This is a genomic window from Paenibacillus sp. FSL R10-2796 (genome assembly GCF_037965315.1).
Taxonomy (GTDB): Bacteria; Bacillota; Bacilli; order Paenibacillales; family Paenibacillaceae; genus Paenibacillus_AQ; species Paenibacillus_AQ odorifer.
This window is the reverse complement of the sequence record NZ_CP150178.1, coordinates 6,277,562-6,296,171: the sequence shown is the minus strand read 5'-3', so window position 1 is coordinate 6,296,171 and position 18,610 is coordinate 6,277,562. Positions and strand designations below refer to the sequence as shown.

The window sequence follows — 18,610 nt, the reverse complement described above, 5'->3', positions numbered from 1 at the left end:
ACGCTAATCATTTAATCCCTTGCCCTCAAGGATTTGCGGGATGAATTTTTCAATTCGGGATACGCGGGTTTTGGATTGTTTGGCTTGAGAAAAATGATAAATATATGCGTTTTGCCGTCCAGGCGTTAGGGCTTCAAAAGCAGTTTTCAAGCCAGGAAGTTCAGCGAATTTAGTCTGAAGCTCTTCAGGAATGAGGTAATCCTCTTTCTTTTTTAATTCGACTTCCAAACCCGCTTTTTCAACTTCTATGGCATTTTGAATGTAGGCTTTCAGAACAGCTTCCATTTCAACGATTTGTTGCACATTCGTAAACCGAATTTGGCGCGCTGCCTGCACATTTTCTGTTTGTTGAATTAGAATCCCATTGGGATCCTGTAACAAGGCACCTTTGTGAAAGAGAAGCGCACAATATTCTTTAAATCCATGAATTAATACTATGTTTTTATCATCAAATGTGTAACATGGATGCATCCACTTATAATCTTCGGTCAGCCCGCAATCAAGCACGATCGTTCTCAACTGCTCATATTCTTCCCGCCATTGTTTCGCTTTACTTAAAAATTTATCAACCCTAGGATTCAATACATTATTTGTCATAAAAAACACCCATCTTCATCATATTTTCAATACAATTTTACTTTTTTTATGGAATGTACAGTCGTAATCTTCTGGGAATGGGCAACCTATGTTGTCTCCCGTTCGATCAGTTGGAATGATAGGGGCTGCAGCTCCATATCCAGTCCAAGCAGGGTTGGAGCCAGCAGAAGAAAGGCGTTCTCCGCCTGTCCTGCAATCGGATTCCGAACAGTGGTAATTCCGAGTGTCTGTGACAGCTCCGAATTATCAAAACCAATGATGGCTAGATCACGGGGCACCTCCAGCTGCTGTCTACGTGCTTCGCTCAGAACGCCCACCGCCACCAAATCATTGGAGCACAGAATGGCATCCGGCTGATCTGGTTGTCCAATTAGGGTTCGCACCAATTGCTCTCCGTCACGGATTCCATAAATCGTGGAGTAATACCATTTCTCAACAATGGGAAGATTATATTTGGTCATGATTTGCTCATAAGCTAGTCGTCTACTCTGGGTATTTATGCTGCTTGGGCGGCCAAAAGCATTAGCGATACGCGTATAACCCCGCTCTATCAAATGCTCTAGAGCGAGTGCATATCCGTCATATTGGTTCATGGCAACTGACGGTATTTCAGGATGGTCCATGCGTTGCCAAGACACAATCGGGCCGTATTTGCAGTAGGAAGTTATGACATTTTTATCGTTAACAGCGGTCAGAATAAGCAGAGCGTCGACTCTTTTTTGTTTGAGATCCTCGAAGGCCTGAAGTTCCTTTTGCTTATCACCGCCGGTGGTATAAATAATCGTCTGATACCCGTAACGGCCGGAAATTTCGACGAAGCTGTTCATGAAGCACAAAATAAGCTCGTTGAGGTCTAAGGTAATCATGCCGATTTGCTGGGTTTGGCCTTTGGATAAAGATATGGCATTCCGATTGGGAACATAGTCCGTCTCTTTCATAATGGCGAGAATTTTCTCCCTAGTTTCCTTGCTGACATGGGGAGAATCGTTCAGGACTCGGGATACCGTAGCTTTGGAAAAGCCCGACAGCTTAGCAATTTCGTCAAGTGTGGACATCGGCTTATCTCCTTTGCAAGATTAATCCTTGACATGTAACGCGTTCCAAGGTTTAGGATTCGGATTAGAGCAGTAAACCTATACTATCACAATAGCAAAGGCGGGAAGAAATATGAACTTACAATTTCCAGAAGGATTCCTATGGGGTGGGGCTGTAGCCGCTAACCAGCTTGAAGGGGCATATCAGGATGATGGCAAAGGCTGGTCTACCCAAGATGTCATGCCGCATGGCATTAAGTCTGCGCCTACAGAAGTTCCTACCGACGATAACATGAAGTTGATTGGTATCGATTTCTATCACCGATATAAAGAAGATATTAAGCTGTTTGCGGAAATGGGCTTTAAAGTATTCCGGACGTCTATTGCCTGGTCCCGGATTTTCCCGAAAGGGGACGAGCTGGAGCCGAATGAACAGGGCTTGCAGTTCTACGACGACCTGTTCGACGAGTGTCATAAATACGGCATCGAACCGCTAGTTACGATCTCCCATTATGAGACCCCGCTGCATTTGGCACGAGAGTATGATGGATGGGTTAACCGTAAGATGGTGGAATTTTACGAGCGTTATGTGAGAACGATCTTTAATCGTTACAAGAACAAGGTCAAATACTGGCTGACCTTTAACGAGATCAATTCTATCCTAGAGTTCCCATTTATGAGTGGCGGAATCAATACTCCATTGGAAAAATTGAGTAAGCAGGATCTGTATCAGGCCATTCACCATGAGTTCATTGCAAGTGCTTTGGCGGTAAAAATCGGTCATGAGATCAATCCTGATTTCAAAATAGGCTGCATGGTGCTGAGCATGCCAATTTATCCGCTCACTCCGCATCCGGACGACTTGATCAAGGCGATGCAAAGTGATCACAAAAATATGTTTTTTGCGGATGTTCATAGCAGAGGTTATTATCCAGGCTATATGAAACGGTTCTTTAAGGAAAATGGAATTCACATTCATTTCGAGCCAGGGGACGAGGAAATTCTGAAGCATACCGTGGATTTCATATCGTTCAGTTACTATATGAGCACATGTGAAACGGCTGATCCGGAGAAACAGATCAGAGGAGAAGGAAACCTGCTGGGTGGGGTACCGAATCCGTATCTGGAAGCGAGCGAATGGGGTTGGCAGATCGATCCGCAGGGCTTGCGTTATGTGATGAATATGTTCTATGACCGATACCAAAAACCGCTGTTTATCGTGGAAAATGGCCTTGGCGCCGTCGATCAGCTGGTTGTAGACGGGAACGGTGAGAAGATCGTAAACGATGATTACCGGATCAATTATTTGCAAGATCATTTGGTTCAAGTAGCGGAAGCTATTGCTGATGGCGTGGAAGTTATGGGATACACAAGCTGGGGCTGCATCGACTTGGTTAGCGCAACAAGCGCCGAGCTGAAGAAACGTTATGGTTTCATTTATGTAGATCGTCATGATGATGGTTCAGGTACACTGGACAGATACCGTAAGAAGTCCTTCCACTGGTACAAAGAAGTAATTGAATCCAACGGACAAAGCCTGTTCTAAAAAAAAGTCCTGATAATCAAGTTATTCTTGATTTATCAGGGTCTTTTTTGTTATCCAATATTATACAGGCTCTGGTTTATTGTTGACATCATTAATTGAACATGTTAATTTGTAAATAATAAATTAATCGGATATCAGGATTGCTACTGCATAGCAGGCAAAACCTAAGTTTCATTTATGATTACGGGGATAATCTCTCTCGTACATAGATGTGATTTAGGTTTTTTTGTGTTCCCTGATATCCGTGATTAATTGATCTGTTACAAAGGGGTGTATAAAAATGAGTTATGAACAGCTAAGTAAAGACATTATTCAATCTGTCGGTGGGGAGAAAAATATTAACAATGTGATTCATTGTGCCACGCGACTAAGATTCACACTTAACGATGAGCAAAAAGCTGATAAAGAAAATTTGGAAAAAATGAAAGGGATTATTGGGGTAGTTAGCAAAGGGGGACAGTTTCAAGTTATAGTGGGTACCCATGTTGCTGATGTGTATAAAGAAATTGCCAAATCCATATCCCCTAACAGTGACTCTGGCGAGAACAAGGTAAAGAAACCTATAGGGACTCTGATTTTTGATGTTATTTCTAGAAGCTTTTCGCCTCTGATTGGTGCTTTAGCAGGTGCGGGTATGTTGAAAGCGCTATTAACCGTACTTGCTTCGTTACATGTTCTAAGTGCGGATAGTGAAACTTACAAAGTATTAGCCGGCGCTAGTAATGCTGTGTTTTATTTTCTACCCATTTTCTTAGGAATTACGTTATCGATTAGGCTGGGTGTTAATGCTTATGTGGGTGGTAGTATCGGTGCGGCTTTACTTGAACCTAATATTACGGGATTAGCAAGTGTTGAATCTCCACATTTTTTAGGTATTCCTTTAGTAATTTCGGACTATTCATCAAGCGTGTTTCCGATTTTTATCGCCATCTGTATATACGCTTTATTGGATAAGCAGCTAAGAAAGTTTATACACAAGGATTTGCAGATGTTCTTGGTCCCTATGCTATGTTTGATTGTGATTGTTCCGTTAACTATTTTGGCTTTCGGACCGTTTGGCGTGAATGTAGGGAATTTAATTGGAGACGCTATTTTGTTCCTCAGTACGAAAAGCGGTATTGTTACAGGGGCAATTGTGGGAATAGCTTGGACGTATTTGACTGTACTCGGATTGCACTGGGGACTTGTGCCAATTATTCTTGAGAACATTGCTAAGGGTGGAGATCCAATATATGCAATGGCCGGCATGGCCATCTTCGCGCAGCTGGGTGTAGCGTTGGGTATCTTCCTGAAAACAAAGGACAAACAGTTGAAAACATTGGCCGGCAGTACATTTATACCAGGCGCGCTTTCAGGTGTAACAGAACCTATTATTTACGGTTTGCTGACTCGCTACAAACGGACTTTCATTTATGTAACCATTGCCGGCGGTGTAGGTGGAGCACTTAGTGGTCTTTTCAAAGTGAAGATGGAAGTCTTCGCATTTGTGAGCGTATTAAGTCTTCCCGCATTCTCTCCGCTGGCCGTTCAAGCGATTATAGCAGGTGTGACCATTGTATTGGCTATGGTAATTACCATGGTATTTGGTTATGAAGATAAAAAGAAAGTGAATATTGTAGAAGAAAAAACGAATACTGAAAAAAGCGAGGTTATCCTCCCTCACGCCGTTAAAAGTTCAACCGTTGTAAGCCCTCTGGCTGGTAACGTAATCCCGTTAACCTCAGTAGATGATGCTGCCTTTGCTTCTGAAGCAATGGGCAAGGGGATTGCAATTGAACCCACAGAAGGTAAGCTTTATTCACCGGTAAGTGGAGTTGTATCCACTATTTTCAGAACAGGTCATTGTATTGCGGTAGTATCGGATGAGGGTGTTGAGGTCTTGATTCATATCGGTATAGAAACCGTGAAGCTAAAAGGTAAATACTTTGATGTGAAGGTGCAAGAAGGAGCAACCGTTAAACAGGGTGATCTATTGATTGAGTTTGATTTTGAACAAATAAAAAATGAAGGTTATCAATGCACAACACCGATAATTATTACCAATACGGCTAATTATAGTGATGTGATTGGTACCAATAAAACAGTTATTACACCGGGTGAAGATTTGCTGACTGTTGTAGTGTGATCTATTGAAGAGTCATAAGGTATGAATGGAATCGATCTCTTAGTACTGCTACTTAGAGATCGATTTTTTATTATAGAATACTATAAAAAAGTGCTAGCTTCGTAAGATGAAAAGGTAAGGAGCTGTAATATGCGGATCGAAAAAGTGTTAAACAACAATGTTGTTACTGTCATAGATGACCAAAATTTTGAACTAGTAGTTATGGGAAGAGGACTGGCCTTTAAGAAAAAACGTGGAGACTTTTTAGAAGAAGATAAAATTGAAAAGATATTCACTTTAAGTAATCAAAAACTTTCAGATAAGCTAAAAACGCTGCTTTCCGAGATTCCAATCGAGCACATGGAGCTCTCAGAAGAGATTATAAACTTCGCCAAACTGCAGCTCGGTAAAATGCTGGATGACAGTATTTATGTTAGTCTGACAGATCATATCAGTTTTGCGCTGGAGAGATTCTCAAAAGGGATGAAGATTAAAAACGCCATGCTTTGGGAAATCAAAAAATTCTATAAAGAAGAATATGAGGTTGGGAAAGCTGCGCTTCAAATTATACATTCCAAGCTCGGAGTCAGACTTCCCGAAGATGAGGCCGGACATATTGCGCTCCATCTGGTGAATGCAGAACTAAATGAAGAGATGCCTAACATGGTGAATATCACCAAGATTATGAACGACATCCTAAATATCGTGAAGCGCCATTTCAGGCTAGAGTACGATGAGGAGTCCCTTGCTTATTACCGTTTTATCACTCATTTGAAATTTTTTGCACAACGTCTCATCAATGGTACTCCACCTCCTGATAATGAGAATGGCCTATTTATTTTGGTAAAGCAGCAGTATAAGGAAGCTTTCGCAAGCGTTGAGAAAATTAAAATCTATATTGATAAAACATATAATCGGGAGTTAACAAATGATGAAATGCTGTATCTGACCATACACATTGAAAGAATTACAAACCAGATCATGGAGTAGGGACGGTTAAGCCTTAAATTTTAACTTTGACTTTCGGGAGAATCGCGTATAAGATTACTAATATGTTTTCTGTGATAATCATTATCAATAGATTGATAACGGTTATCATGGAATCAACTTCGAACGTTGAATCCAGGGGGATAAAGCAAATGCACAAAAGGTTAATTAGTTTATTTATGGTTATTGCTATTATATTGGTCGTATCGGGCTGTAGTACTAACCAAAAGAACAATTCAACATCGAACGCGGGAGCAACTGATAAACCAGCTGCTGAAAACGCGGGCAGTGAATCTACAAGCGGTCCTATTGTTTTAAAGGATTCTAAAGGTGAGATTACGCTGGACAAACCTGCACAAAAAGTTGTGGTATTGGAATGGACCTTTACGGAGGATGTTATTGCACTGGGAGTGCAGCCAGTAGGTAACGCAGATAACGAAAACTATAAGCTGTATGTGACTTCTGAAGCACCACTTGATGCAAACGTGACTGATGTTGGTTCCCGTGACGAGCCAGATCTGGAGACAATTGCTTCATTAAAGCCTGATCTGATTATTGCCAATACGGGTGGGCATGAAGGAATCTATGATCAACTTAAAAGTATCGCTCCAACATTGATTTTCGGCTTGTATCCGAATGAAGGAGAAGGTAATCAGTACACACTGATGGAAGATACTTTCAAAACGATTGCAGCGGCAGTAGGTAAAACAGCAGAAGCCGATAAGGTTCTTGCTGATTTGGATGCACATTATGCAGATGCAAAAGCAAAGCTGGCTGATGCAGGCAAAGAAGGCTTGAACTATGTACTGACACAAGCATACAGCTACCAGAATGCAGCAACGATGCGTCTTTTTACAGATAATTCACTTGCGGTACAAACTTTGGATCGGATCGGTCTGAAAAACGACTGGAAACCTGAAAATTTCGAAGTTTACGGATTCAGCACCTCTACAGTTGAAGCATTGCCTGCGGTTCAGGATACAAATCTGATCTATATCGTCCAAGAGGATGATAATATTTTCACGAAAGAACTGAAGGATAATTCCGTTTGGAATGGCCTTAACTTTGTGAAAGAGAATCGCACCTTCGGATTGAGCAGTACTACTTGGGTGTTCGGCGGTCCGATCTCCTCTAAAGTTATCGTGGATGAAGTTGTAAATACATTAACGAAATGAGTGCGGTTATGAACGAAAAGAGTAGCAAAGAAGCCTCTATCGGCATGAACTGGCGGATCATTGGAATATTTGGGGGCGGCTTTGCCGTCCTCTTCATTCTGTTCGTTTTAAGTTTAGGCTTTGGGGAAGCCAAGATCCCTGCAGCTACTGTAATAGATGGTTTGCTGAATCGCCAAGATATAATGGAACATAATCTGCTCTGGGATATCCGCATGCCACGTACAGTTATTGGTCTGCTGGCCGGGGCTGCTCTGGCTGTGGCTGGGGCATTATTGCAAACTATAACGAAGAACCCGCTTGCTTCCTCAGATACACTTGGGATTAATGCCGGGGCATACTTTATGGTCGTGCTTGGTATGGTAGCTTTTCCTGCTTTGCAGCATGAGTTTCCATTTTTGCTCGCAGTTGCAGGGGGACTGCTTGCTGCTTTAGCCGCTTATTTATTGAGTGGAGGCAAGGCAGCCACACCTGTTCGGCTGGCTTTGTCAGGTATGATCGTCTCCATGGTGCTCGGAGCGTTTACATCGGCCATACATATTTTTAAAAGAACAGAAACACAAAATCTGTTTTTATGGGGTTCAGGTTCCCTAATCCAGTTGGATTGGGACGGTGTTATATATGCCTGGCCTTTTGTCGTAGTACTGCTATTGGCAGCGATATTTGCCGGCAGACAATTTGATGCGCTGGAGCTCGATGAGTCAACCGCTCGTTCACTTGGACAGCGAGTAGGGTTAATTCGGGCGACAGGACTTGGCCTATCGGTATTAATGGCTGCGGTTGTAGTCAGCGTGGTTGGACCGATTGGCTTCGTCGGCTTAGTGGCTCCCCATCTCGTCAGACTTAGTGGGATTCGCAAGCATCGCCTGCTCATTCCTGCAAGCGCGTTGTGGGGAGCCTTGCTCATCACGGCAGCGGATACGCTAGCGCGTGTAGTGCGAAGCAGTGTGGGTGAAATGCCTGTTGGTGCAGTTATGGCGATTATTGGAGCCCCGTGGCTCATTTGGCTGGTACTCACCAAGATGAAAAATATATCGGGCTCAGGCGCTGGCCAATCATCGATGAGTATCGGTGGGGCGGGACTGCGTCTGCGCTTTGTGCCGACGGTTATAGTTATGACCGTGCTGCTCATTGTTATTATCCTCGTAAGCTTATCGTTTGGGGGAACAAAAATACCGATCAGTGAATTGCTAAGTAGTCTGTTCCATAGGGGGGATCAATCCTATTCCGTCCTGCTGAATTTACGGCTTCCCCGTACACTCGTAGCGGCTGCAGGAGGGATCGCACTTGCAATCAGTGGTGTATTGATTCAAAGTGCTGTTCGAAATCCATTGGCAGATGCTTCTATTATTGGTGTGACCTCAGGGGCTGGCTTTGGTGCTTTGGCCGTAATGACCGTTTGGCCAGCATTGACGGTATTTGCAGTTCCGCTTGCCGCAATCGTGGGTGGGGCACTGGCTGCTGCTTTTGTCTTTTTTATGGCCTGGCGCAGGTCCTTGAATCCATCGGTTCTGATCTTGCTTGGAATCGCAGTCTCTGCTATTGCCTCTGCGGGAATCCAGGTCATGATCGTCAAAGGAAGTTTATGGAGCAGTAGCTCCTTAATTTGGTTAACGGGTTCGACTTATGGACGAAGCTGGAATCAATTTTACATCCTATTTGCATTCCTGCTTGTACTTGTTCCGATTGCATACTATTTGGGCCGAAAATGCGATTTGTTGGCATTTGGTGACGAGAGTTCAACAGGATTGGGCTTGCCGGTTCGAGGAACGCGGCTTTGGGCTATGATTATCGGCGTTTTGCTTGCAGCGGGAGCCGTTGCAAGTGTGGGAACAATTGGCTTTCTCGGACTCATGGCGCCGCATGCGGTGCGTATGATGATTGGTCATCATACGAGACGATCGATTGTTTTGTCAGGGTTACTTGGCGGCTTGATGCTCGTTATTGCCGATACGCTCGGAAGAACCATAATGGCGCCGAAAGAAATCCCTTCAGGCCTTATTATTATGCTGATTGGGGCTCCGTATTTCTTGTTTTTAATGTACCGGTCACAGGTTAGAAAAGTGTAGATTTTGTTATAAGAAAAAATCAGGGGGTGCCCCATCAGCCGTAAAATGGCTGCTGGGCACCCCCTGATTAATTAGAGCTTGCTCTATCAAGAACTCCTCAAACATCGTTTCATCTGTTTAAAATTCCCCTCCCTTACGCTACAGCTATCGGACACAGATGACCTTAAACGCAGCTTTATTTCGCATTTGAAGTGCCAACGGACCGCATAGTCGCTATTGGTATGAAAAGCACCCGATTTGCCCTTCTTCCTATGAAATAACGTCATTGGAGTCCGAAACCAAGCTCCAAAGGCTAAAAATGCGCATATAACGTCATCTGAGTCCGTAGGCCTCAGCGAATGTTGAGAATTTATTGGTGCAGGCCACCAACGCCCATAAACAAAAAGCAGCGATTCTCCCATACCGGGGAAAGCTGCTTTTTTAATTGGATATTATCGATTTGTGAACAATTATTTAACTATTATTCTTAATTTTGTATATTTCCGTTTGCTAGTTTATACTTTAATCTTATGCTGTAGAATTTTGGAAATAAGGAGTGGGATTATGTGAGGCTCTTCGACAGAAAAGGTGTACAAGACGACAGCAAAACTATTAACAACTCTGGCGAATTAAGAATCAATATTTTTTTCTTTAGCACTTTTATTATTTTTTGTGTGATTATCCTACGCCTTGCGGTCTTGCAATTTGTCGAAGGACCTACGTTATCTGAAGCTGAGGCTAATCGGGATACGAAAATAGTGGCATTATCGGCATTGAGAGGGAATATCCTCGCTGCTGATGGTGAGAAATTGGCATACTCAACGCCCGTTCAATCTTTGTACCTTACTTTGGATAAGGAATATACCGCAACAAAAACAGATAAAACTACGAAAAAAGTTACCTTAACTGCTGAGGCAAATAATAAATCAAAGGCACTCGCCAGCAAGTTAGCAGAAGCCTTCGAAACTTATGGTGATCCTAATGAGAAAAAACTAACCACAGAAGAGATCCTTGAGTCTATGGATTTATATTCAAAAAAACTCTCTGGTTATGTAGCACGAAGAATTAAATCAGGTTTAACTAAGAAAGAAATCGCTTATTTTTTAGAACACAAAAACGAATATCCAAACCTTGAAGTGATAGAGGAAAGTAGCAGGCATTATGATACCGATACGGTGGCTGTACAAGCTGTTGGTTACGTGAAATTTTTTAAATCCTCTACTAGTTTAGATCTTTATAAGGATGTACTTCAGGCGATGAAAAATAATCAGAACCCTGGACTTAACTATAAAGAGGATGAGCTAGTAGGCTTTGATGGCTTGGAGCTGCAATACCAGAAGGAGCTTCGGGGACAGAATGGTTATAAGGAAGTTTCCGTAGATCCGCAGAATATGGCGGAAAAAATTGTCAGTATTGAACCCCCGGTCAAAGGAAGCACTATCTGGACGACCCTTAATAAAAAAATTCAGCTGAAGACCGAAGAAGCCATTAAAGATCAGATTCAGTGGTTGCATTCACACACCGTTCAGGGAGAAACACATCCTGATGCTTTAACAGGTTACGCTGTAGCCATGGAAGTGGATACAGGTAATGTTATTGCTATGGCAAGTATGCCTGACTATGATACCAACAGTTGGGCTACGGGTTCGATCTCTCCAGAGGTGTATAAAAAAATTGAAAAGCATTACCAAAATGGAACGATAACTCCATACTCATCAGGAAGATCAGGGCATAATTTTGAATCCACCGTGCTGCTTGGTTCGACCATAAAACCATTGAGTGTGTTAATTGGCTTAAAAGAGGGCTTTATAAGTACTTCTTCTACTTATCAAGATAAAGGGATCACCTCATTTGGTAGGGAAGGACATGAGACTAATGTAAGGAACTCATCCAATCATGTATACGGCTCTTTGTATCCTTATACAGCCATTGAAAAATCTTCAAACGTATATATGGTTGATATGATCGGAAAAAAATTGTACGAAAAATACAAGTCTAAGGGCATCGGGGTATGGGACACATATATGAAAGAATTCGGTCTAGGTGTGCCAACAGGGATAGGTTTACCAAGGGAATACTTGGGTGATTTGAATTATAAAGCTGAAGCTAAAGCGGGTTCAGTTCAGTCGGCACTTGTTTATGCTTCTTTTGGGCAGCAGGGACGTTATACCGTTCTTCAGTTGGCGCAATATGCGGCTACACTAGCCAATGAAGGGCAACGAATCAAACCACAGCTAGTAAGCAAGATCACGGACTCCAAAGGTAAAGTTATCAAAGAATTCAAACGGGAAGTGCTTGATGAAGTGACTACTTTCGATAAATCCTATTGGCGGGAGATAAAGAAAGGGATGAACAGTGACGTTAAAAGTGCCTTCGGTGATTTCCCCTATGATTTTGCGCGTAAAACAGGAACTTCACAACAGACGGATAGTAAAAACATAAACCGTGATAACGGAGTGTTTATAGCTTTTGCACCACGTGAAAATCCAAAGCTTGCTGTAGCTGTAGTTATTCCTGAAGGCGGATTTGGATCTAGCAGTGCAGCACCTGTAGCGAGAAAAATTTTTGATGCTTATGATTGGGAGTACGGATTGGATGGAATTCCGAAGAAAAATGTGGATAAAAGTATCAGCGAATAACACAAAGGAGAGAGCGCACACTGCGCTTTCTTTTTCTTTTTACAGAGCGGTTTGTGGCGGATCGAAGGAACGGGTTCCAGATTAAAATATTGTAACCATAATGCGTGAAACTTTTATCCTAGTAGGAGCGTCAAAAGGTTAGGAAAAAAATGTATTCGTCATTCCAGGAGGGTGAATCTGTGAAGAAGTTATGGATTTCTATTTTAGTGGGCTTATTAGTTTTGCCGATGATGTTTCAATCTTCAGTGAAAGCTGCTACTGCGCCCATCAGTATTTTTATTGATGGGGTTCGATTGTCCACAGATCAAGCACCGGTGATGGTAAATGGACGGACGATGGTACCCCTACGGGCAATCTTTGAAGCCTTTAATGCCACCATCAAGTGGAATCAGAAAACACAAACTGTAACTGCAACTAAAGATGATACAACGATTATGTTAAAGATTGGCTCAAAGACAGCCACGATTAACAATAAAGCTGTAACTCTAGATGTGCCGGGTCAGAATTTGAAAGGAAGAACGATGGTTCCTACACGGTTTGTAAGTGAGTCATTGGGTCATGATGTGGGTTGGAATCCAAGTACCAAAGTGGTGACCATAACGACTTCCGGCGGTAAAACTGGAACTGTAAATCCGGCATCGAATGTACAGTTAAAGGATGTAAGTGATAACGGTGACGGCCGTGATCTCCAGGTCAGCTTCACCCAATCTTCTAATGAAGCTCTTGTGGATCATTACCGGGTAATGATTGTAAAGGCTTGGAGCACTTTTAATATCTCATCTGCACAAAAGGTTACATCCGCCAATTATTCTACTGTTTTAGCTACAGGCACTAATCCTACGATTAGAATGACCGCAAATTCAAGGGATGTGGATGGTGACCTCATTAAAGGTAATCAAACCTATGTAGCTTATGTTTTCGCAGTGGGCAAAGGCAATAATACCAGCGCTCTCTCGTATAGTTCTTCGACTATATCGCTTAATACTAATACTGTAGTCGTTGCTCCAAGTAATGTACAAGTAAGTGATGTGAGCGATTATAGTGATGGCCGCGATTTAGCCGTAAGTTTTAATAAGGTATCGGATGAATCGAAGGTGAGTTCTTACCGGATATTTGTAGTCAAAGCTACTAATTATTCTTCTTTTAATTTGGCGGCAGCAAATGCTGTTAGCAGTTCAAATTACACACAGGTCAACAAAACAGGCTCCAATATCACTCAGATCCTATCGTCAGGAGCGAGGGATGTAGATGGAGCCCTCATTAAGACGGGAGTTGGTTACCGTGTGTTTGTTATGGGTGTAGATAGTGGCAGTAATACAGCCAATAATTTATTGTCTGCTGCTTCATCTGCGATTACGCTGTCCTCGGTCAATGTCTCTAATTTAAGTGTAAGCGACGTTAGTGACTTTGGAGATGGCCGTGATTTAAAAGTATCCTTTAACCACGCTACAGATGAAACGTATATTAGCCAGTACCGAATTCTAGTTGTGCCTACAGCTTATTCCAACAACTTTAGTTTATCTGAGGCGAATAATGTCTCCAGCTCTTACTACACAACGGTGAGCACAACAGGATCTAGCACCAGTCAAGTGTTAGCCTCGTCAGCAAGAGACGTGCGTGGTAATTTGATTAAGAATGGAACACCTTACAGAGTGTATGTGTTAACGATTGGAAGCGGGAAGAATTTGGGCACCAACATTCTCTCAACGGAGTCAACATTAATTACGTTGGCTGTTGACTACAATGTGAGTGCTGTCTACAATTTAGATGTAAGCGACGTAAATGACTATGATGATGGCCGTGATTTAAGAGTATCCTTTGACCACGCTACGAATGAAACGTATATTAGCCAGTATCGAATCCTGGTTGTACCTACTTCCTATTACAATAGCTTCAGTTTATCTGACGCCAATAATGTGTACAGTTCCAACTACACAGCAGTGAGCACAACAGGATCCAGCACCAATCAAGTGTTAACCTCGTCATCAAGGGACGTGCGCGGTAACCTGATAAAGAGTGGAATCAATTACAGAGTATATGTTTTAACCGTCGGAAGCGGGAATTACTCGGGCAGCAATGTTCTTTCTTCTGGTTCACCTTTAATTACGTTGAATGTAGATTACAAATTGGCTCCTATTTCGAGCTTGGATGTAAGGGACGTTAATGATTACGAAGACGGCCGTGATTTAAAAGTATCCTTTAACCATGCCACGGATGAAACGTACATTAGCCAGTATCGAATCCTGATTGTACCTACTTCCTATTACAGCAGCTTTAGTTTAACCCAGGCAAATGCGGTTTCTAGCTCCAATTACACAGCGGTAGGCACTTCAGGAAATAACACCAGTCAAGTCTTGGATTCTTCAGCCAGAGACGTAAACGGAAATTTAATAAAGAGTGGAATCAGTTACAGAGTGTATGTGTTAACGATTGGCAGCGGCAAGTACTCAGGCACTAATGTGTTGTCCTCAGAGTCGAATGCCATAACTTTATCCACTAAGCTGCCGGTAACCTCTGTCACCAATGTAACGTACAGTGTGGATGAGGGTAAAATACTAGTAAGTTTCAACCGTTCCTCTAACGAGTCTAACATTTCGGAATATCGAATTCTGGTGGTTCCGTCTAAACAAGGTTTTGGTTCAGCGGAAGCAATTGAGGTGAAATCCTCGTATTATACGTCGATAACGCCTAACGGAACGAATCCTACAATTGTAGCCTCGAGAAGAGATGTTAATGGTGCATTAATTGTTAAAGGTGTTAAATATAAAGTATATGTTCTTGCGGTAGCCAATAATAATGGCGTGCAGAGTGGTGGTCTTTCGGATTCAACGGAAGAGATTGAAATATAAGGATAGTGAATAAAGGCATTATAATAAAAGGCAAAAAACCTTCATTGAGCACTGGGCTTGATGAAGCGCTTTTTGCCTTGTTTTTTTGTTTTCTATTTTTTATAAAAATAGGGTTGCGATTATACACATTTAAAACATTTGGTTTAACCTATTGGAAGCGCTATAATTGAAAATAATTACATGCTTAAGGAGTCTATCATGAAAAGAGGCAGGATATTCTACAAGATTTTTGTTCCTATTCTGGTGCTGGGAATTGGCCTGGTTATTAGCTTCGGTGGCTATATTTATCTGACGACGATTAATTCGGTAAATGAAAGAGTAGCGGATGATAAACAGAGTTTAATTACTCAAATTAAAAACACCCTGGAACAGAAAATTCAGACCATTGAATACGCTTTTAATACTTACAGTACCACCAGTTCCTTCAGGGAGGTCGTGCAAAATCCGATCACCGAGCAGGATTTTGAGAAGTATCGCGAGATTAATTCCCAGCTTAACTACATTGCCAGCATGGGGATGGATTTTGTTAATTATTCTCTAATCAGTTTGGAGCAGAAATGGCAGATTTCCAATGGTAAGCTTTCACATTTAACGGAAGAAGAGAGCAGGACACTTTATGAGAGCTATATTAATAACCGTAGCCGGGGGTTGTTTTGGGTTAAGACGGATAAGGGTATCCGCTTTGTAAATACCCTGCCGGTATTCTCACAGACCAAACAGGCGATTGCCTTATCTGATATATCCCTTCAGACCTTGCAGAGCACCCTTCAGACCGAAGGAAACACACCGGTGTTTATTCTTAACCGGGAGGGTGAGCTTTTATATGAGTCGGAAACTGGAAAGTCCCTGCTGACTAATAATCAACTTAGCCATATCACTAATGTTGCCGGAGGCGGGGGGCAATTGGGGACGATTGCCATGGAGCGGGCTGATCACCAATCGATAAAAGCTATTTATGCTAAATCTTCTTATAATAATTGGATTTACGTAACTATTTTGGATAAATCAGAAATTTCTGATGCACTAAAGACAACCCGATTCGGGATTGTGATGATGGTACTGCTTATTACGTTGTTGATTGCGGTAGTCGCTTATGTGATCTCTTTGTATTTCACCAAGCCATTCCGGCAGATTCAGCGCCGATTATTGCCTGCCAATGCGGAGCTAGAGCCTAAGAATGAGGTAGACTGGATTATTAATTCGATTGATACCATCTTATCGGAGAAAGAAAGCCTAGAGGGTCTGATTGAGTCTGAGATGCCTAAGTTGGAAACTCAGTTTATTCTAAATCTGTTTCGTAGCCGGATATCCCAAGAAGAGCTTAATCTGGGTTTGCCTCGTTTCGGTTATGAGCTGTCACAGAATTCGGTGTACGCAACGCTGCTAATACAGCTGGATAACTATGGGGAACGGCAGGCTAGTGATAAGGATCTTCTGCTTGTAGCGGTTAACAAACTGGTGGAAGAGCTGATTCCGCAGGAGAGGCGGATGATTCCTATCTTATTAAATGACCGTACACAAGCGACTATCCTGATCTTTGAGGGAGCGAATGAACAGGAGAACCGGAGAATAGCACTGGACTATGCCAAGACAATTATTCGAACAGCTAGAGAAATCTTGAAACTATCCATTAGCGTTGGAATCAGCAATTTTTATGATAATTTATTGTTTAGTAGGGAAGCTTGCGAGATGAGTAAGCAGGCGCTGCATCATCGTTTAAATCTGGGCAAAGAGTCTATCATCTTCTATGAGGATATATCGAAGGTGATCTCGGGTCCAGTTCTACTGCATTATCCGTCTGAGTTTGAGTCCCAGTTATTTGACGCGATTCGGATTGGAGATGAAGAACAAGTCTCCTGTTCTCTGTATCCATTACTCGGGGAAATGATGAAGCACAGTAAGAACCCTTTGAATTTCGAAGTCACATTAATACGTTTCGTCAACAATCTGATTCAGCTGGAGCAGCTGCTGGGTGTAGAGGTTCTGCTGACAGAGGACAATTCTACGTTGTATCACCGATTGTTAGACATCCGTAATCCGGAAGAGATCGAACGCATTTTGGTCAAAGAAGTTATCCATCCGATGGTGACCAGCGTTAAGGAGAAGACAGACCGTCAGTTCCGCCTCTTATCCGATAAAATTGCGGTGATTGTCCGCTCGGAATTTGATCAGGACTTAACGCTAGAATTAATTGGTGATCGCCTCCATTACAGTCCGAACTATTTAAGCAGTATTTTCAAAAAAGAGTACGGGATGACGTTTAGCGAGTATCTAATGAACTATCGTCTGGAAATGGCTAAGAAGTGGCTGGTGGAAACGGATATGACCATTAAAGAGATTGCTGAAAGGCTGCAGTACCATAATCCGCAGAACTTTATTCGATCCTTCCGTAAAAAAGAACATGTAACACCAGGTGCATACCGAACCCAGAAACAGGAGAAGTAAGGCGCTGAACACAAACAGCCAGCCCCGGGAGACCGGGGCTGGCTGTTTGTGCAGCTGCAATGGTTTAGCCTTTTACAGAACCCAGCAGGGCTCCTTTGGTGAAGTGTTTTTGTACGAAAGGATAGGCGAGCAGCATTGGAACGGTTGCGACTACGATAACCGCCATTTTGATGGTTTGAGCAGGTGGGATAATATCAACAGAAGCATTATCTCCCTGCATCCCGCTGGCGACGATAACAATTTGGCGCAGCAGGACTTGAATAGGCCACTTAGTGGAGTCTGTCATATATAAAATTGCACTCATATAAGTGTTCCAGTAAGCTACCCCGTAGAACAAGGAGAGGGTCGCGATAGATGGCATCGCCAGCGGAAGCATGATTTTGAAAAATACACCAAAATCATTAGAGCCGTCAATCTTGGCTGATTCCTCTAGCCCTTCCGGCAGCGCCTGGAAGAAGTTACGCATAATGATCAGGTTAAAAGCATTGATCGCAACAGGCATGATCATGGACCAGTAGGAATCGATTAATCCGAAATATTTAACTACCAGGAAAGTAGGGATCATTCCCCCGCTGAAGAGCATGGAGAACACGATTACGAAATTGATGAAATCTCTTCCGTATAGATATTTTCTAGATAATCCATAAGCCATTAAAGAGGTAAGAACCATACTGACAACTGTACCCACTAAGGTTACACCGATGGATACGCCAAGCCCTTTAAAGATAGTAGGCGTTGACAGTATATAACGGTAAGCATCCAAAGAGAATGTCGTCGGGAACAGGATGAAGCTTTTTTCTACTACCTCCTGTGTTGAAGCAAAGGAACTGGCAAACACATTGACAAAGGGTAAAAGACAGGCTAGGGCAATGAGTGTAAGCAGTGTGGTATTTACAATAGTAAACAGCCGGCTACCCATATTTTCTTTTTTAAAAGATGATTGCGACATGCAGATATCCTCCTTGTAATCGTTTCATTGAAACTTTAACAGGGGTCTGTTATTCCGTATATAATCATTAGCTTGGGCTTTGTTTTGGGAGGAAAAAGCGTGATAAGGCATAGATGATCTTTATGTATTGTAGTAATCACTATAAGATGCACGGACCTGGAAAACCTTATAGCTGTAGGGTTCTTGGAGTATCAGTATCTGATGATTATATACGTAATGGACGAATGATCGTAATCTGGG

General features: G+C 42.5%; 11 protein-coding genes. 8 read left to right on the top strand and 3 right to left on the bottom strand.

Annotated elements, in window-relative coordinates; translation table 11 throughout:
- Window positions 1-3: 3 nt before the first annotated feature.
- Both NST58_RS27990 and NST58_RS27985 read right to left on the bottom strand, forming a co-directional pair.
- Window positions 4-597: a YdeI family protein gene (locus NST58_RS27990; RefSeq protein ID WP_076098816.1), complete on the bottom strand. Its 594-nt coding sequence runs from the start codon at window positions 595-597 to the stop codon at window positions 4-6.
- Window positions 598-683: 86 nt separating this feature from the next.
- The gene (locus NST58_RS27985) at window positions 684-1,652 is read right to left on the bottom strand and encodes a LacI family DNA-binding transcriptional regulator (RefSeq protein ID WP_076130318.1); all 969 of its coding nucleotides are present in this window, start codon (window positions 1,650-1,652) and stop codon (window positions 684-686) included.
- 112 nt (window positions 1,653-1,764) lie between these two features.
- On the opposite strand from NST58_RS27985, the gene ascB reads away from it, so the two are divergent.
- From ascB to NST58_RS27945, 8 genes are all read left to right on the top strand, one after another.
- A complete protein-coding gene (ascB, locus tag NST58_RS27980) occupies window positions 1,765-3,177 on the top strand; it encodes a 6-phospho-beta-glucosidase (protein ID WP_076194102.1) in 1,413 nt (470 codons plus the stop codon).
- Window positions 3,178-3,457: 280 nt separating this feature from the next.
- Window positions 3,458-5,302: a beta-glucoside-specific PTS transporter subunit IIABC gene (locus tag NST58_RS27975; RefSeq protein ID WP_339244942.1), complete on the top strand. Its 1,845-nt coding sequence runs from the start codon at window positions 3,458-3,460 to the stop codon at window positions 5,300-5,302.
- Between the two features lie 129 nt (window positions 5,303-5,431).
- Window positions 5,432-6,271: a PRD domain-containing protein gene (locus NST58_RS27970; RefSeq protein ID WP_076144575.1), complete on the top strand. Its 840-nt coding sequence runs from the start codon at window positions 5,432-5,434 to the stop codon at window positions 6,269-6,271.
- Window positions 6,272-6,420: 149 nt separating this feature from the next.
- On the top strand, window positions 6,421-7,443 hold the full coding sequence (locus tag NST58_RS27965) for an iron-siderophore ABC transporter substrate-binding protein (protein ID WP_339244939.1): 1,023 nt from the start codon (window positions 6,421-6,423) through the stop codon (window positions 7,441-7,443).
- 8 nt (window positions 7,444-7,451) lie between these two features.
- Window positions 7,452-9,509 carry an iron ABC transporter permease gene (locus NST58_RS27960; protein ID WP_076130323.1) on the top strand — a complete coding sequence of 686 codons (2,058 nt, stop codon included), beginning with the start codon at window positions 7,452-7,454 and terminating at the stop codon, window positions 9,507-9,509.
- 545 nt (window positions 9,510-10,054) lie between these two features.
- Window positions 10,055-12,127 carry a penicillin-binding transpeptidase domain-containing protein gene (locus tag NST58_RS27955; RefSeq protein ID WP_076304969.1) on the top strand — a complete coding sequence of 691 codons (2,073 nt, stop codon included), beginning with the start codon at window positions 10,055-10,057 and terminating at the stop codon, window positions 12,125-12,127.
- Between the two features lie 179 nt (window positions 12,128-12,306).
- The gene (locus NST58_RS27950; protein ID WP_076184806.1) at window positions 12,307-14,976 is read left to right on the top strand and encodes a copper amine oxidase N-terminal domain-containing protein; all 2,670 of its coding nucleotides are present in this window, start codon (window positions 12,307-12,309) and stop codon (window positions 14,974-14,976) included.
- 198 nt (window positions 14,977-15,174) lie between these two features.
- Complete coding sequence (locus NST58_RS27945) at window positions 15,175-17,421, top strand: AraC family transcriptional regulator (protein ID WP_076130455.1); 2,247 nt, start codon at window positions 15,175-15,177, stop codon at window positions 17,419-17,421.
- Window positions 17,422-17,485: 64 nt separating this feature from the next.
- Here NST58_RS27945 and NST58_RS27940 read toward each other — a convergent pair whose 3' ends face one another.
- The gene (locus NST58_RS27940; protein ID WP_076130456.1) at window positions 17,486-18,370 is read right to left on the bottom strand and encodes a carbohydrate ABC transporter permease; all 885 of its coding nucleotides are present in this window, start codon (window positions 18,368-18,370) and stop codon (window positions 17,486-17,488) included.
- Between the last annotated feature and the right edge of the window lie 240 nt (window positions 18,371-18,610).

Bases quoted from the DNA above. Each gene is read 5' to 3' on its own strand.
- NST58_RS27990 (WP_076098816.1), bottom strand. From the start codon at position 597: ATGACAAATAATGTATTGAATCCTAGGGTTGATAAATTTTTAAGTAAA.
- NST58_RS27985 (WP_076130318.1), bottom strand. From the start codon at position 1,652: ATGTCCACACTTGACGAAATTGCTAAGCTGTCGGGCTTTTCCAAAGCT.
- ascB (WP_076194102.1), top strand. From the start codon at position 1,765: ATGAACTTACAATTTCCAGAAGGATTCCTATGGGGTGGGGCTGTAGCC.
- NST58_RS27975 (WP_339244942.1), top strand. From the start codon at position 3,458: ATGAGTTATGAACAGCTAAGTAAAGACATTATTCAATCTGTCGGTGGG.
- NST58_RS27970 (WP_076144575.1), top strand. From the start codon at position 5,432: ATGCGGATCGAAAAAGTGTTAAACAACAATGTTGTTACTGTCATAGAT.
- NST58_RS27965 (WP_339244939.1), top strand. From the start codon at position 6,421: ATGCACAAAAGGTTAATTAGTTTATTTATGGTTATTGCTATTATATTG.
- NST58_RS27960 (WP_076130323.1), top strand. From the start codon at position 7,452: ATGAACGAAAAGAGTAGCAAAGAAGCCTCTATCGGCATGAACTGGCGG.
- NST58_RS27945 (WP_076130455.1), top strand. From the start codon at position 15,175: ATGAAAAGAGGCAGGATATTCTACAAGATTTTTGTTCCTATTCTGGTG.
- NST58_RS27940 (WP_076130456.1), bottom strand. From the start codon at position 18,370: ATGTCGCAATCATCTTTTAAAAAAGAAAATATGGGTAGCCGGCTGTTT.